The organism is Hahella sp. NS-SX17 (assembly GCF_057367735.1).
Genome location: NZ_CM170632.1, coordinates 4946409 through 4962657 on the forward strand (window position 1 = coordinate 4946409; position 16249 = coordinate 4962657).

The window sequence follows — 16249 nt, forward strand, 5'->3', positions numbered from 1 at the left end:
TTCAAGTCAGCGATTCGGCGGCGCATAACAGGCTTGGGATTATAGCGAGTTAAAGCGGCTTCGGGAAATCGAGGAAATCAGGCGCCGAGAAAAAACGGCCCTTTCCGCAATGAGGGAATCGCAAACTCCTCCGGATAGGTGACAGAGGTCAGGTATAACCCAAAAGGCGGCGCGGTCACCCCGGCTTTTGAGCGCTCTCTGGAAGCCAGCACGTCCGCGACCCAGTCCGACGGCTTCTTGCCTGCCCCCACCGCCATTAAGGTGCCTGAAATGTTGCGCACCATGTGGTGTAAAAACGCGTTCGCCTCCACTTCTATCACAACCATGTCGCCGACCCTGCTCACTTCAAGACGGGTCAGATTGCGAAAAGGCGTCTTGGATTGACAGTCGGAACCGCGGAATGCGCTGAAGTCATTCTCGCCGGTCAGATGCGCGCCGGCGGCGGCCATACTTTCCACATCCAGAGGACGGTAGTTCCAGGTAACGTTGCTATTAAGCCACGCGGGGCGGATCGGATGGTTGTAGATAATGTAGCGATAGCTGCGTGAGGTCGCGGTGTAACGGGCATGAAAGTCCTCTGACACCGCGCCCGCCCAGCTCACGGATACATCCGCCGGCAAAAAGTGATTGACGCCCATCGCCCAGGAATACGGGCTGCGCAACGCCTTCGTCTCGAAATGGACCACCTGGTTCACCGCATGAACGCCGGCGTCGGTGCGTCCCGCGCACACGACACTAACGGGATGATCTGCGACTTTTGATAAAGCGGCCTCTACTTCCGCCTGCACGGAGGGTACGCCGGAGTTCTGCGCCTGCCAGCCGTGATAACGGGAGCCGTCATAGCCCAACACCAGCGCAACGCGCCCGGTATCCGGCAAGAGGTCGTTGGAAAGTGGGTACAATGACTGGTTCGAACTGGTTGGATTCATAAGCCGCCCTCAATACTAGAGGGCAGCATTATTTAAAAGTAGCGGAATTATGCAAGTCTCTTCAGCAAGGAAGCGGCTTCCTGCTTCTGATCGTTGTTGCCTTCTTCGACAACCTCTTCCAGGATGTCACGGGCCCCTTCACGGTCGCCCATGTCGATGTAGGCTCTGGCCAGATCCAGTTTAGTGGCGGCTTCGTCAGTGTCGGAGAGGAAGTTGAAGTCTTCTTCCAGCTCTTCCACGAACTCGTCCTGCATGCCTTCTTTGGCTGCGGGTTTCGATTCCGCCGCTACACTTGGCGCGGGCTCTTGCGGCTGCACGATGGTTTTGTCGCCAAAGTCATCATCCAGATTAAAGTCAAGGTCAGTATCCAGCTCGGCGGCGACATCCTCTTTGGGCTCATCTTCCAAAGAAGCCAGATCTGGCAGCTCATCCTCCAGATCATCAACCTGTTGCACGAACTCCTCCGCCACATCGCTGGACAGCTCAGCACCGGTGAAGTCTTTGTTTTCTTCAGCCTGCTCGTCGAGTGACAAGTCCAGATCGCTATCATCCAGATCCAGAGAAGGCTCTTCCTCTTCCAGATTCATATCCAGATCAAGGGTTTCGTCCAGCTCATCGCTTTCAGCGGGCGCATCCATATCCAGCAGCTCGTCACTGAGGTCACTCTCCAGATCCAGCGTTTCCAGATCATCGTCCAGCCCGACGGTATCCAATTCGAACTCAGACTCCAGCTCTTCCGCATCCGCCAAGTCAAAGCCTTCATTCTCCAATGACTCGAGAGTGTCATCCGCTGTCTCGAAAGCGTCCTCCAGGGATTCTTCCTCAGCAGGGGCTTTGCTGGAAACGTAATCAATGCCTTTGTCATAACCGGAGGAAGATTTCGATTCTTCAACCTCTTCCTTGTCAGTTTCACCCAGATCGATTTCGCTCAGGTCAAAGTCGATATCCAGGTTATCTTCGGCTTCTTCGACGGACTCCAGCTCTTCCGGTTCGCTCAGTGCGGCAGGCTGACTGGGAATCGTCGCATCCAGATTAGCGTCCAGATCCAAATCCAGTTCGTCTTCTTCCGCAGTTGAAGAGGCGAAATCATCACCGCCCAGCAACTGGCTTTCCAGATCGTCCAAGGACAAACCTGGCTCGTCATCAAGGTCGGAGAAACGGGATTTGATTTCATCCGCGCGGTTCACAATAGCTGTATTGCCGGCCTCGCGCAGGTGGTTATAAGTTTCATTAAAGCGGGCGCCTTCTTTGGCTTCGCCAAGCACTTCCAACAACTTCAGGCGATATTCCTGATTGTTGGGATTCTCTTCCAGAGCGGAGTCAAGCACCTGCACCGCCTGATCGAAACGCTGATACGCGATATACACGTCCGCTTCCGCAATAGGATCATCGCCGCCAACTTTGGTTTCGCCCTCGCCTTCTTCCGCGTCGATGTCCAAGTCCAGCGCCAGATTGTCGTGATCTGCGATATCCAGAGCGCCATCATCCGCTTCCGCTTCCTTTTTACCACCACGACGGGCCAGCAACCAAAGGATCAGCAGCAACAGAACTGCGCCGCCTCCAATAGCCGCCTGGTAAATAACGTTGTTCTTGATGAGGTCGATCCAGCTTTCTGGTTCAGGCTGTGGAGTCGGCTCAGTGACCGCTGGCGTTACAGGAGGCTTCTTATCCACGACTACCGGAGGTTGTTCAGGCTCGGTCGGAGTGACTGGCGCAACAGGCTCTGGCGTCTCTGGCGAACTCATGCCTGTCTGATCTTCCGGCGAGTCCATTCCAGGGGACATTGGCGTTTCTTCGCCGATTGTGGATGGCTCTTCGCCAAGCCCCATGGACGGATCGCTTGGCGTCACAGGCTCTTCCCCTGGCGTCATGCCTTCGTCGCCGGGCATAACAGGCTCTTCAGGAAGTGTCGGCGCAGTGGTATCGCCGCCGGTTTCGCCCGCTTTAGACTGTAGCGCCGCCAATTGATCATCTTTCAGCGACACCAGACGCTGCATCGTCTCCAACTGACTTTGCAGATCTTCCATTCGACTCTTCAGGTCTTCATTTTCACGGGAAACCTGATCCAGCTTCTCTTGAGCCAGGCTCAACTCTTCCGCGGTTTTCGAAGTGCCGCCGCGCGAACCAGTGGATTCGCCCGCTTTCTCAGGAGTCGTGGAAGCATTCTCGCCCGTTTTGGCGACAATAATTCTCAACTTGTCTTCATCGGTTTGTGACGCCGCAGAGCCGGTTTGAGAGCGACCTGTTCCCGACGCATCAACCTGACGGGTGGAAGGCGCGCGCCCTTCCGCAAACTCACGGTTTTGCAGACTGACTTCACGCACCGCATCGCGATTACTGCGCTGCTGAATCTGCTCCTTGTCGGGAATACGCAATACCTGACCAGATTTCAGCTTGTTGATATTGCCGTCGAAGAAAGCCTCAGGATTCAAGTCTTGAATCGCCAGCATCATCTGCTGTGGAGACACGCTGCTGTCCGGACGGGTTTTCAGCGCAATCTCCCATAGCGTGTCATCGCCGCCTGTCGGTCCATATGAGCCTGAAGTAGAAGGCGCATCATAAGTGGACGAGGAGGAAGGAGCGGTGGATCTGGTAGTGGTGGTCGATGTGGAGGGGCGCGTTGTGGCGGCAGGCGTGCTGGCGGTGGTGGTTCTGGCTGGCGCAACCTGCGCAGGCTTAGAGCTTTCACTGCCAAACGTAGGCGGATCGATTAGAAGCGCATACTCTCGCAACAGCCTTCCACTGGGCCAGGTCACTTCCATCAGGAAATTCAGGTAAGGCTCGCGCACCGGTTTGGAGCTGGTCACCCGGACAAAGGCCTTTCCGTCTTTGAATAACACTTTGAAGCGCAAATCCGAAAGGAAATACACCCGGTCCAGGTTGGCGCGCTGGAATGCTTCCCGGGTAGCCAGATTCGTCAAAATTTCGCTCTCAGTAAGATCGCGAACGCTGATCAGCTCGATTTCCGCATTCAGCGGCTGATTGAGCGATGAATAAACTTTTGCTTCGCCTAACCCTAGCGCCTTAGCCACCCCCGATGAAAGCGCGGACATTGTTAATACTGCAATCGCGAGTTTGCGAACCATAGCGTCTTTCCTTTCTATTAATTCTTCACCTCATCAGGTGGCGCGCCGATGCTTCCGGCGCCGCCCGAGGTTATCTGACGGCGTCAAATGTCGTTAAAAATCTCAGTTGATTGAGAATGTTTAGAATAAACTTTCAATATTGCTACTAAGTATTAATTAGGTCCTGCATTTTTACAAGAAATTAGGCCTATTCAAAACGGCCAAACGGATGATTTTTAATACAAGGCCGCCTGGTTGATCAATTTGCATGCAGATCAACCACTTCCCCAGATCCGGAAACGGATAATGCATCATAAGCGCTTGCGCCCAAAAGCCATATCGGCCATCACACAGTTAAATTTAGACCAGAGATGGAAATGAGCAACAAAGGCGGAGGTAGTTATTCGGAAACTGATAACTCCGTCCGAGTCAGGCGGGAATACCGCGCAAGCGAATCGGAGTAAGCCTTTTCACTTGACGGTATTGTAACGACGAATGCAGATTTTTCCAGTTCTAACGGCGCCGATTGCGTCAAAAAACCGGCGCCGTCGCAAACTCCTGAGATCAGATATTACCCAGCAAAATCGCCAGCGTGCGACGTAACGGCTCGGCTGCGCCCCACAATAACTGATCGCCGACAGTGAATGCGCCCAGATACTCTGGCCCCATGCTCAGCTTGCGCAAACGGCCGACTGGAATATCCAGGCCGCCATTTACCCGCGCTGGCGTCAACTCACGCATTGAGATATCGCGATCGTTGGGAATCACCTTCGCCCAATCGTTGGACGTCGCCAGCATCTGCTCGATTTCCGGCAGAGGAACATCCTTGCGCAGCTTGATCGTCATCGCCTGGCTGTGGCAACGCATGGCGCCGATACGTACGCAGAGGCCATCGATAGGAATCGGGGCCCCTTCTCTGCCCAGAATTTTGTTGGCTTCCGCCTGCGCTTTCCATTCTTCCTTGCTCTGACCGGACGGCATAGGCTTGTCGATCCAGGGAATCAGGCTGCCGGCCAACGGCACGCCAAACTGATCCACAGGGAATTCGCCGCCGCGCATTCTTTCCGCCACCAGACGATCGATTTCCAGAATGGAGCTGGCGGGGTCGGCCAGTTCAGCAGAAACGCTGTCGTAAACGGAGCCCATTTGTCTGATCAGTTCGCGCATGTTCTGCGCGCCGGCGCCAGAAGCCGCCTGATAGGTCATCGGGCTGACCCACTCAACCAGATCTTGCTCAAACAGGCCGCCCAGAGCCAGCAACATCAAGCTGACGGTACAGTTACCGCCTATGAAGTCCTTACGTCCCTGGTCAATCGCGCGATCGATAACTTTACGGTTAACCGGATCCAGCACGATGACCGCATCGTCTTTCATACGCAATGCGGAAGCGGCGTCGATCCAGTAGCCATTCCAGCCAGCGGCGCGCAATTGCGGATACACGTCATTGGTGTAATCCCCGCCCTGGCAGGAAATAATAATGTCCATTTCACTCAGGTCTTGAATGGAGGTGGCGTCTTTCAACGCTGGGGCTGGTTTGCCAAAGTCAGGCGCCGCCTGACCAACCTGGGATGTGGTGAAGAATATCGGATCGATGTGCGCGAAATCATTCTCTTCTTGCATGCGCTGCATCAAAACGGAGCCTACCATGCCCCGCCATCCTACCAGACCCACTTTCTTCATTTGCTTCAAGACCTCTATGCGTTCGATGAATGATGCTGACGGACCGGGAAAGCCCCGAGAATTGGCGGCTCCCCTGATTCAGATGTATGCGTACAGCCTGGCAGGTCAGCGATCCGCCAGGACCCTCGCCACGGCTTCGCCCATTGCCTGAGTTGAAACGGACTCCCCGCTGGAGCCGGCGATGTCGCGGGTTCTTAAACCCTGGTCCAGCACGTCGCTGACTGCTTGCTCAATCGCCGCCGCCGCGTCTTCCGCAGCGAGAGAATAGCGTAGCATCATAGCTGCTGAAAGAATAGTCGCCAGGGGGTTGGCCATGTTCTGTCCCGCGATATCTGGAGCCGAGCCGTGACAAGGCTCGTACATGCCTTTACCCGCCGCATTGAGCGACGCGGATGGCAGCATGCCGATGGAGCCGGTCAGCATGGCGGCTTCGTCAGACAGGATGTCTCCGAACATGTTGCCGGTGACGATCACGTCAAACTGCTTCGGCGCGCGCACCAGTTGCATAGCCGCGTTGTCCACGTACATATGGCTCAATTCCACATCCGGATATTCCTTCGCCAGCTCGTCCATCACTTCGCGCCATAGCACAGTGACTTCCAGTACGTTGGCCTTGTCCACGGAACACAGACGCTTATTGCGCTTCTGCGCCGCTTCAAAGGCCACGCGACCGATGCGGCGAATCTCGCTCTCTCTATAAACATAAGTGTTGTAACCCTCGCGTTCGCCGTTTTCCAGCGTGCGAACGCCACGGGGCTTACCGAAATAGATGCCGCCGGTCAGCTCGCGCACGATAAGAATATCCAGGCCGGCGACCACTTCCGGACGCAGCGAGGATGCTTCCGCCAACTGCGGATACAGAATGGCGGGGCGCAGGTTGGCGAACAGCTCCAGTCCGCTACGCAGACCCAGCAATCCTTTCTCAGGGCGAATCGCCATGTCCAGTTTATCCCATTTGGGTCCACCCACTGCGCCCAGCAGAATTGCATCCGCCGCCTTCGCAGCGGCCAGCGTCTCTTCCGGCAAAGGAACGCCGGTGGCGTCAATGGCCGCGCCGCCCACCAGACCTTCAGTGAAAGTCAGGCCCAGGGAAAACTTGTTGTTCACCACATCCAATACATTGCGCGCCTGCGCCACAATCTCTGGCCCAATACCATCGCCAGGTAAAATCAGTACTTGTTTCGCCATGTTCAATCTCTGGAGTTTGTTTTAATGTCTTTCCGTAAATATGGAGCGGTCGTCGACTAGGACTGCACGCCTAAAAACATCCAAGGCGCCTCGGCCTTACGGCGCGCTTCATAAGCAGCAATCGCCTCTCTGTCTTCCAATGTGACGCCAATTTCGTCCAGTCCTTTCAATAAGCAATGCTGTCTGAATTCATCCACGTCGAATGACAATTCAGTTCCGTCTGGCTTAATGACTTTCTTACGCTCCAAATCCACGGTCAGCTGATAACCTTCCTGAGCGAAAGTTTCTTCAAACAGCTTATCAACTTCTTTTTCTTCCAAAACAATAGGCAACAACCCGTTTTTGAAACAGTTATTGAAGAAAATATCTGCAAAGCTGGGCGCAATCACGGCGCGAAATCCGTAGTCGTCCAGCGCCCAAGGGGCATGTTCGCGACTGGACCCGCAGCCGAAGTTACGTCGGGCCAGCATGATGCTCGCGCCCTGATAACGGGGTTGATTCAACACGAAATCCGGGTTGATCGGACGCTTGCTGCAATCCGCATCGGGCTGCCCCTCATCCAGATAACGCAATTCGTCAAACAGATTCGGACCGAAGCCGGAACGTTTAATGGATTTCAAAAACTGCTTCGGAATGATCATATCGGTGTCGACATTGGCGCGATCAATGGGCGCCGCCACACCTGTGACCTGAGTAAATTTCTTCATGGGGCGCTCCTTAAATCAGCTCTCTGACATCAACAAAATGACCGAACACCGCCGCAGCGGCGGCCATAGCGGGACTGACCAAGTGGGTGCGACCGCCAAAGCCCTGACGGCCTTCGAAATTACGGTTGGAGGTGGACGCGCAGTGCTCGCCCTGCCCCAACTTATCCGCATTCATGGCCAGACACATGGAGCATCCAGGTTCGCGCCATTCGAGACCCGCTTCGATAAAGATTTTATCCAGGCCTTCCTGCTCCGCCTGCTCTTTCACCAGTCCAGAGCCTGGCACCACTAACGCCTGTTTGACATTGGCGGCGACCTTGCGGCCTTTGACGACCGCTGCAGCTTCGCGCAGGTCTTCAATTCGCGAGTTAGTGCAGGAGCCGATAAAGACGCGATCCAGTTTGATGTCAGTAATCGCAGCGCCAGCTTGCAAGCCCATATATTTTAATGCGCGGCTGATGCCTTCTTTGGCGGTGGCGTCTTCCGCCTTTTCCGGATCGGGAACGCTGCTGTTGACGCCAGCGACCATTTCCGGGGAAGTGCCCCAAGTTACTTGCGGCTCAATGTCAGCGCCGTTCAATTCAACGACTTTATCGAATACGGCGTCGGAGTCGCTTTTCAAGTCGCACCATGCTGCGACGGCTTTGTCCCACAAATCCCCCTTGGGGCTGTAGGGACGGCCCTTCACATATTCGATGGTCTTGTCGTCCACCGCCACCAGTCCGGCGCGCGCGCCCGCTTCAATGGCCATGTTGCAGATAGTCATACGTCCTTCCATCGACAGGCTTTCTATCGCCTCGCCTGCAAACTCCATCGCGTAGCCGGTGCCGCCGGCCGTGCCGATTACACCGATAATCGCCAAAATCACGTCTTTTGCGGTGACGCCGCGAGACAACTGACCATTCACTTTGATCAGCAGGTTTTTCATTTTCTTTTGCACCAGACACTGGGTGGCCAGCACATGCTCCACTTCCGAGGTGCCGATGCCATGGGCCAATGCAGCGAAAGCGCCGTGGGTCGAGGTGTGAGAATCGCCGCAGACGATAGTCATGCCTGGCAGGGTCGCGCCCTGCTCCGGCCCAATGACGTGCACGATGCCCTGACGCTTATCCAGCATCTTGAACTCAACGATGCCGAACTCTTCGCAGTTCTCGTCCAGCGTCTGCACCTGGATACGAGAGATGGGGTCTTCGATGCCCTGTACGCCAGCGCTGCGTTCCGTAGTGGGAACATTGTGATCCGGCGTCGCCAGGTTGGCGTCCACACGCCAGGGCTTTCTGCCCGCCAGACGCAATCCTTCAAACGCCTGGGGCGAGGTAACTTCGTGCAGTAATTGACGATCGATATAGATAAGCGCGCTGCCGTCGTCGCGCTGTTTCACTACATGGGAATCCCATAATTTGTCGTAGAGGGTTTTGCCCGCCATGATAGTTACCTCAGAGTATTCATCGCTTTTTGAATTTGTTATCCGGACTTTGTTGCGTCTTGATCCGCGTCCGGGTCGCCTCTTCCACGCTCATCCGTTGATAACGACGTCATGGGGCGACATGTATCGGCAATGCTAGTATTCAGGTTAGAATAAATCCAATTCATATTTTTCATATTTTCCATAACCAAACGGAATAGCATGGATTTACTCGATCTGAAGACCTTCATGGCTATCGCAGATACGGGCTCATTCTCGCAGGCAGCGGAACTACTGCATGTCACCCAGCCTGCGGTATCAAAGCGTCTGGCCAATCTGGAGCAGCATTTCGCCACGCCATTGATCGAACGTCTGCCGCGCAAGGCGGTATTGACCGACGCCGGCAAACTGCTACGCCAGCGCGCCGCAACGATACTGCGCGAGGTCGACAACACCCAGGCGGAAATCCTCAATCTGCACAGCAGCGTCGCCGGGGTAGTGCACCTCGCCACCAGCCATCATATCGGCCTGCACAGGTTGCCAAAGGAAATCAGACGCTTTTCCCGTGCGCATCCGGAAGCGGAATTCGATCTACAGTTTTTAGCCTCAGAAGACGCCGAACATGCGCTGCTGGCTGGATCAGTGCAATTAGCCCTGGTCACGCTTCCAGAGCAGGTAAAAGCGCCCTTCACCGCCCATGAGCTTTGGCTGGATCGCCTGGTTTTCGTGGCGGAGCCGGATCACCCTCTCACTCACCACACTGACTTACAACTGTCCGATCTGGCGGAGTATCGCGCGCTGCTGCCAGCGCCGCATACCGTGACGTTTCAGTTGATTTCGTCGCTGTTCGCCGGACAGTCTTTGCCGCTGGCGACGTCCATGCCTACTAACTACTTAGAGACGATCAAGATGATGGTGTCAGTGGGACTGGGCTGGGGCGTACTGCCGGACTCCATGCTCGACGACAGCGTCGCCGAGCTGGCGCTGGAGACGAATCTCAATCGCAAGCTCGGCGTCATTTATGACTCCCGACGCACCCTGAGCAAGGTCGCGGAAGCCTTTCTTCGACAACTCCAGGGAGAAAAGCTGGAAGCCGCCTCTTAATGTCCGATGACATCGGCAATGCGCTGCTTCACGTATGTCCCAGGAGCGTCTTCAATCACAGCCAGTTCCCGGTCTCCCGGAACCCGAGGGGCTACTTTTTCTCCAGTAAAGGGTTGTATCCATTCGCTCCAATGGGGCCACCAGGAGCCTTTGTGTTTTTCCGCCATGGCGAACCAGTCATCCGGGTCGTCGGGTAGCTGGTCTCCAGTCCAAAAACCGTACTTCTCCGCACTCGGGGGATTCACCACGCCGGCGATATGCCCGGAGCCGGATAATACAAACTGCGTGGGACCGGAGTGAACGCGGGCGCCGCCGTAGGTGGTCTTCCACTTGGCGATATGGTCCTGAATGGTGGAGAGGAAAAAGGCAGGCGTTTTGATCTTGCGCAGGTCAATGGGAGTATTCATCAGAGAAATCCCCCCCGGCTCCATCAACTTGTTCTCCAGGTACATATTGCGCAGATAGTAGCTGTGCATGGCCGCCGGCAAGTTAGTGCTGTCGGAGTTCCAATAGAGCAAATCAAAAGCCGCCGGTTTTTCCCCCTTCAGATAGTTATTGACGAAGAAAGACCAGAACAGATCGTTCTCCCGCAGCATGTTGAAGCTGAAGGCCATGGCGCGACCGTCATAATAGCCGGCTTTATCCAGTTGCTTTTCTATGCCGCTGATCGCGTGCTTATTGATGAACACGCCAATGCCACCAGGGTCAGTGAAGTCCAGCAGCGTCGTCAGATAAGTCGCCGACTTGATGCGCTTGGTCTGCTTCTTCGCCGCCAGATACGCCAGGGTACAGCCGAGCAATGTACCGCCGACGCAATAACCAATGGCGTTCATCTCCTTCTCGCCTGTGGCTTTCTCCACCGCATCCATGGCGGCCAGCGCGCCTTCCACCATATAGCTCTCAAACGTTTTGTCCCGCAGAGCCGGCCCCGGGTTAACCCAGGACACCACAAACACAGTGTGCCCCTGATCCACAATCCACTTGATCAACGAGTTTTTCTCTTTCAGATCCAGAATGTAGTACTTGTTGATCCAGGGCGGAATAATCAGCAGCGGCGTCTTATAAACCTGCTCTGTGGTAGGCGTGTACTGTATCAGCTGCATCAAGTCATTCTGATACACCACCTTGCCCGGCGTGGTGGCGACGTTACGCCCCACTTCGAAGGCGGAAAAGTCCGTCATGGAGATATTGAGCAGATTGGGATTCTTCTTGTAGTCCTCCCAAAAGTTCTTCATGCCCTCCAGTAAATTTCCGCCGCCGCTGGACAGCGTTTTCCGCAGCACTTCGGGATTGGTGAGAAAGAAGTTGGTCGGCGCCAGCGCATTGACCAGCTGACGGGTGTAGAACATAAACTGATCGTGGGTGTGATTGCCGGAATCTTCCAGCGTATCCACCAGATCCAGCACCGCCTTGGAGTTCAACAGATAGGCTTGTTTGAGGTAATCGAAGAGAACGTTGTCATTCCATTCCGGGTCAGTAAAGCGGCGATCGCCGTCTTCCGGAATGGCCACTGGATCTGACTTTTTGCCAATAAGGCGTTTCAGGCTGCCGCCCAACAGGGATACATGCCCTTTCGCCAGCTCAAATTCTTTGCCGGCGAGACGCGCCGGATGCAACGCCAATTGCTCGGCGATATCCCTGTATGAGCCGAGCATGTCCATCAGAGCCGACACTTGAGCGTCGTTGACGTCCCAGTTCTTATTTAAGAAATCCTGCAGAGAGTTTCTGTAATTTTCCGAGGAGGTATTAACCGCGTGAAAAACCCTGCGTAGCGCTCTACCGGCCACGCTTCCCTTATCGTCGCTCATTATTCCCATTTCCCCCTGGTCGAAATGACTTAAGGAGTCGGCCGGAACCTGACAACTCCGGGCGCGAACCGGCCAGACTCATGAAAAAACGCCTGCAGGACAGGCGTTTATCGTGGAAAGTCTATGAACGCTACTAAACGCCAGCTTTACCGGTCGGTTTATCAGCGCCGTTGCGTGAGGTGGCGAGAATTTTTTCAACTTCGTCTTTGAACTCAATGCCCATGTCGCCCAGCACTTTCATATCTTCAACCCACTTCTTGCTGATTTCACTGGCGAGTTCCGCCTGCCCGGCGGCGAAGTTTTTCAGAGTCTCCACATCCTTGATGTCTGCGATATCCTTCCACTGTTTCATGGTCAAGTCTGCGTAGGACTTGGCGGCATCCATCTGAAACTCAGCTACTTTTTCCAGGTTGGACACAACTAAGGAACCGATTTTCCCAACTGGTTCATACATGTGTTTTGCTTGGTCAGCAAAGTTCCCGAAGTATGATTGCATAGTAATCACCCAAATATTCCTGATTGGTTTGAACGTAACTACCCTGTCCCGGCGACAACAAACTCCCTGCGGGGAAGAAGTATTTTATTGCCATATCTGAAACTTCACAGCAAAAAATTGCGCTCTATTCCAGGGCGACTGCTTACAGCCGTTAGCCCAGTGTAGAGCGGCGACCTGTCAGCGCCGTTGATGCAAGTCAAGGCTCACGGCTAATCGCGAGCCCGTCTCAACGCCATTCCGTCAGGCTGATAAAAATAGTAGAAACATCCTCCCGCCCCCTGCAATACGACTATCCGCCAGCCAACAGCGCATCGGAGATAATTGGCGGCGGCCTTGGCGTCACTTCAGAGGAAGGCCAGCCCAGACTGCGCAACGCAGCAGCAGGTCAGTCCCATAACGAACCAAGATTACGGCGTTTAAGTATCAAAATGATTGCAGAAAGAAGACAAACGCCCGCAGCGGCGAGAAAGGTAAAGGGGGCGCCCTGAGTGTCGTAGATTGCCCCGCTGACATTGGCGCCAATCGCCCCGCCAACGCCAAAGCTGACCGCGCTGTACATCGCCTGCCCCTGCCCTGCGTACTCTTTGGGAAAGGCGCGATGGACAAACTCAATCGCAGCAGCGTGCAGTCCACCAAAACTGGCTGCATGCAACGCTTGAGTCAACACCAGCACCCACCAATAATCCGCCAGTAACGCCACCCCGGACCAGCGTAGCGCCGTCAGTAACAGACAACTGACCACGATAACATACAGCGAATAGCGACCCAGCAGTCGATGCATCGCGGAGAACAAAAGAATCTCCGCCACCACGCCAACGCTCCAGAGCAGGCCAATCATGGTCATGTCGTAACCCAGCGACTTCAGATAAATGCTGAAGAAGGTATAAAACGGCCCGAAAGAAATCTGCCCAAGACAGGCGATAAAGAAAAACAAAAGAATCGAGCGGTTCCGCAACAGTCCCAAAAAGCCAGCAAAACCCGCCGACTCCACCTTGCCGGTATCGCCGCGAATAATACAGGCGCTGAGGAAAATACCCACCAATAGCGCCAATAACAACCAGGGCAACAATGCCACGGAGTACAGATTGAACAGAGCGCCGAAGCTGGTGACGGAGACGACAAAACCAATGGAGCCCCAGAGACGCACAGAGCTGTAACGCGCCCTTTCGTCGCCCAGGTTATGCAGCGTAACCACCTCAAATTGAGGCAGTACTGCGTTCCAGAAACAACTGAACAGCGTCATCAGCGCCGCATGCCACCAGAAGCCCTGAATCATCAACAGCCCAGCGAAAAAGAGGGTGGCGCAGGCGCTGCCCATACGGATCATCAAAAGCCGTTTGCCGGTGGCGTCTGCAATCCATCCCCACAGGTTGGGAGCCAGAATCCGGGTCAGCATAAGGATGGACATGAGCTGCCCGACCTCCAGCGCATCGAAGCCAACATGCTCTAGATAAACCGGGAAGTAAGGCGAGATGCCGCCCACCAGGGCGAAGTAGAAAAAGTAGAAGCCCGCGAGCTTCCATATGGGCTCTCTGGTCACGAGATATCCGTTTGTCAGGTTACAACTGATGACAAGACGCAGCCTCTGCAATGAGAAGCCGCGTCAATACTTTCAACCTAAGGCGTCACCCTTTCATCAAGGCTGACCGGGGCGCACAGGCCCCGACATTCCGGGAGCAATTAGGCGCTGAGGCGTTAGCGGCTCCTGACTTCCCTGCAGGAACTACCGCCTCATGCGCCTTGCCTGTATCTGGATATCGACGACAGCGCGTCGCTTAGTCTTGCGCCTTCGTCCGCGCAATGGCGGCGATATCAGGCGTGCCCACTTTAACGTCCGCGTTCTGGCCGCGATGACGCAGCAAGTGATCCATCAGCACCATAGCCATCATGGCTTCCGCAATCGGCGTGGCGCGAATACCCACACAGGGATCGTGACGCCCAGTGGTGATCACCTCTACAGGATCGCCATTCACATCAATGGACTGGCCCGGCAGACGCAGACTGGAGGTCGGCTTGAGCGCCATGTGAGCGATTACGTCCTGGCCGCTGGAGATGCCGCCTAACACGCCGCCTGCGTTGTTGCTCAGAAAGCCTTCCGGCGTCATCTCATCGCGATGCTCCGTGCCTTTCTGCTCGACCACGTCAAACCCGGCCCCTATCTCTACGCCCTTAACCGCATTGATGCTCATCAGAGCATGCGCCAGATCCGCATCCAGACGATCAAAAATCGGCTCTCCCAAACCGGGAGGAACGCCTTCGGCGACCACGGTGATTTTAGCGCCGATGGAATCGCCCTCTTTGCGCAAGGCGTCCATGTACTTTTCCATTTCCGGAATCTTATCCGCATCCGGACAAAAGAAAGGGTTGTCGTTGACGATAGACCAGTCCACTTTCTCGACTTTGATCGGTCCCAGTTGAGACAAATATCCGCGAATGCGGACGCCATAGACAGTCTGCAAGAACTTCTTGGCGATGGCCCCGGCGGCCACCCGCATGGCGGTCTCGCGAGCGGAGCTGCGACCGCCGCCGCGATAGTCGCGCACGCCATACTTGTGCCAGTAGGCGTAATCCGCATGCGCCGGACGGAACTGGTCTTTGATGTTGGAATAGTCTTTGGATTTCTGGTCAGTATTTTCGATTAACAGACCAATCGGCGTACCGGTGGTTTTTCCCTCAAATACGCCCGACAGAATCCTCACCTGATCCGGCTCTCTGCGCTGCGTCGTATGACGGGAGGTTCCCGGCTTACGGCGGTCCAGATCCACCTGCAGGTCTTCTTCGGTCAACGGCAATCCTGGGGGGCAGCCGTCAACGATACAGCCCAGCGCCGGGCCGTGGCTTTCACCAAAGGTCGTGACCGTGAACAACTTTCCAAATGTATTTCCAGACATAGGGGTATATCACTTTTTGCAATTTAAAACTTAATCGACGACTATCGCCTATAACAGTTCGCGACAGCCGAGCAAATCATCTTTAGTCATAACGAAGACACCATCTCCGCCTTTCTCAAATTCAGGGAAGATGAACATGATCTCCGGATAGGAATTTTGCAGCGCTTCCATACTATTGCCAACCTCACACACCATGAACCCGCCATCGCTCAAGAAGTCCGCCGCGCGGGCAAGAATAATACGCGCAGCGTCCAGACCGTCTGCTCCAGAAGCCAGCCCCAACTCAGGCTCATGCAGATATTCCGGCGGCAGGCTGTCCATATCCGGCTTGTCGACGTATGGGGGGTTAGTGAGGATCACATCGAATTCGCCATGCAGCGCGTCGAACATGTCCGTCTCCACTACCCTGCAGCGATCCCCCAAGTGATGCCGGGCCACATTTCTGCGCACCACTTCCAGCGCCAGCGGAGAGATATCCGCCAATACGACTTCTGCATCCGGGAAGACATGCGCCGCAGCAATGCCAATGCAGCCGCTGCCGCAGCATAAATCCAGAATACGTAATGGAGGTTGCTCAAGCCAGGGTTGCAACTCGTTCTCCAGCAGCTCCGCGATGGGAGAGCGAGGAATCAGAACGTCCTGAGTGATATGAAATGGCAGCCCCATAAACCAGGCTTCACCCAGAATATATGGCGTAGGAATGCGCTGCAGCACGCGCTTGCCGATGGCCTCGGCCAAAACCAGCTTCTCGTGATCGACAAGACGCGCATCAAGCATATTGGCGTCTAGGTCCCAAGGCAGATGCAAAGAGCCCAACACCAGATGCACCGCCTCGTCCCAGGCGTTGTCCGTACCGTGCCCAAAGAAAAGCTCTTCCTGATTAAAACGAGACCAGGCATAACGAATGAAATCACGAATTGTCTGCAATTGCAGAAAAGACTCTGGTTCGAACACAGCACACCTCAGAAAAAATGGA

General features: G+C 55.0%; 12 protein-coding genes. 1 reads left to right on the forward strand and 11 read right to left on the reverse strand.

Translation table 11 applies throughout. From position 1 onward, the window contains the following. Nucleotides 1-77: 77 nt before the first annotated feature. The 6 genes from truA to leuC all read right to left on the reverse strand — a co-directional run bounded on the left by truA (nt 78) and on the right by leuC (nt 8995). On the reverse strand, nt 78-929 hold the full coding sequence (gene truA, locus AC2IBB_RS21945; RefSeq protein ID WP_486328873.1) for a tRNA pseudouridine(38-40) synthase TruA: 852 nt from the start codon (nt 927-929) through the stop codon (nt 78-80). A gap of 47 nt (nt 930-976) precedes the next feature. Next, nucleotides 977-4015: a motility hub landmark protein FimV gene (locus AC2IBB_RS21950; RefSeq protein ID WP_486328874.1), complete on the reverse strand. Its 3039-nt coding sequence runs from the start codon at nt 4013-4015 to the stop codon at nt 977-979. A 543-nt stretch (nt 4016-4558) separates the two neighbouring features. Then, nucleotides 4559-5674, reverse strand: a complete 1116-nt coding sequence (gene asd, locus AC2IBB_RS21955) for an aspartate-semialdehyde dehydrogenase (RefSeq protein ID WP_216735808.1) — start codon at nt 5672-5674, stop codon at nt 4559-4561. A 105-nt stretch (nt 5675-5779) separates the two neighbouring features. Continuing rightward, nucleotides 5780-6862 (reverse strand): 3-isopropylmalate dehydrogenase, encoded by a 1083-nt coding sequence (gene leuB / locus AC2IBB_RS21960; protein WP_486328875.1) that lies wholly within the window; start codon nt 6860-6862, stop codon nt 5780-5782. Between the two features lie 56 nt (nt 6863-6918). Then, nucleotides 6919-7569 carry a 3-isopropylmalate dehydratase small subunit gene (gene leuD, locus AC2IBB_RS21965; RefSeq protein WP_486328876.1) on the reverse strand — a complete coding sequence of 217 codons (651 nt, stop codon included), beginning with the start codon at nt 7567-7569 and terminating at the stop codon, nt 6919-6921. 10 nt (nt 7570-7579) lie between these two features. After that, entirely contained in the window at nt 7580-8995 is a 1416-nt protein-coding gene (gene leuC, locus AC2IBB_RS21970) for a 3-isopropylmalate dehydratase large subunit (protein WP_486328877.1), read from the reverse strand. Nucleotides 8996-9196: 201 nt separating this feature from the next. Between leuC and AC2IBB_RS21975 the strand changes: the two genes are divergently transcribed. Next, nucleotides 9197-10078 (forward strand): LysR family transcriptional regulator, encoded by an 882-nt coding sequence (locus AC2IBB_RS21975; protein ID WP_486328878.1) that lies wholly within the window; start codon nt 9197-9199, stop codon nt 10076-10078. Here AC2IBB_RS21975 and phaC read toward each other — a convergent pair. From phaC to prmB, 5 genes are all read right to left on the reverse strand, one after another. After that, nucleotides 10075-11886 carry a class I poly(R)-hydroxyalkanoic acid synthase gene (gene phaC, locus AC2IBB_RS21980; RefSeq protein ID WP_486328879.1) on the reverse strand — a complete coding sequence of 604 codons (1812 nt, stop codon included), beginning with the start codon at nt 11884-11886 and terminating at the stop codon, nt 10075-10077. The genes AC2IBB_RS21975 and phaC overlap by 4 nt on opposite strands. Before the next feature lie 133 nt (nt 11887-12019). Further along, entirely contained in the window at nt 12020-12340 is a 321-nt protein-coding gene (locus AC2IBB_RS21985) for a phasin family protein (RefSeq protein ID WP_486328880.1), read from the reverse strand. A gap of 427 nt (nt 12341-12767) precedes the next feature. Continuing rightward, on the reverse strand, nt 12768-13922 hold the full coding sequence (locus tag AC2IBB_RS21990; RefSeq protein ID WP_486328881.1) for an MFS transporter: 1155 nt from the start codon (nt 13920-13922) through the stop codon (nt 12768-12770). 235 nt (nt 13923-14157) lie between these two features. Beyond that, nucleotides 14158-15273, reverse strand: coding sequence for a chorismate synthase (aroC, locus tag AC2IBB_RS21995; protein ID WP_486328882.1), 1116 nt, complete (start codon nt 15271-15273; stop codon nt 14158-14160). A 48-nt stretch (nt 15274-15321) separates the two neighbouring features. Then, entirely contained in the window at nt 15322-16227 is a 906-nt protein-coding gene (gene prmB / locus AC2IBB_RS22000; RefSeq protein WP_486328883.1) for a 50S ribosomal protein L3 N(5)-glutamine methyltransferase, read from the reverse strand. Nucleotides 16228-16249 lie beyond the last annotated feature (22 nt).

Bases quoted from the DNA above. Each gene is read 5' to 3' on its own strand.
- truA (WP_486328873.1), bottom strand. From the start codon at position 929: ATGAATCCAACCAGTTCGAACCAGTCATTGTACCCACTTTCCAACGAC.
- AC2IBB_RS21950 (WP_486328874.1), bottom strand. From the start codon at position 4,015: ATGGTTCGCAAACTCGCGATTGCAGTATTAACAATGTCCGCGCTTTCA.
- asd (WP_216735808.1), bottom strand. From the start codon at position 5,674: ATGAAGAAAGTGGGTCTGGTAGGATGGCGGGGCATGGTAGGCTCCGTT.
- leuB (WP_486328875.1), bottom strand. From the start codon at position 6,862: ATGGCGAAACAAGTACTGATTTTACCTGGCGATGGTATTGGGCCAGAG.
- leuD (WP_486328876.1), bottom strand. From the start codon at position 7,569: ATGAAGAAATTTACTCAGGTCACAGGTGTGGCGGCGCCCATTGATCGC.
- leuC (WP_486328877.1), bottom strand. From the start codon at position 8,995: ATGGCGGGCAAAACCCTCTACGACAAATTATGGGATTCCCATGTAGTG.
- AC2IBB_RS21975 (WP_486328878.1), top strand. From the start codon at position 9,197: ATGGATTTACTCGATCTGAAGACCTTCATGGCTATCGCAGATACGGGC.
- phaC (WP_486328879.1), bottom strand. From the start codon at position 11,886: ATGAGCGACGATAAGGGAAGCGTGGCCGGTAGAGCGCTACGCAGGGTT.
- AC2IBB_RS21985 (WP_486328880.1), bottom strand. From the start codon at position 12,340: ATGTATGAACCAGTTGGGAAAATCGGTTCCTTAGTTGTGTCCAACCTG.
- aroC (WP_486328882.1), bottom strand. From the start codon at position 15,273: ATGTCTGGAAATACATTTGGAAAGTTGTTCACGGTCACGACCTTTGGT.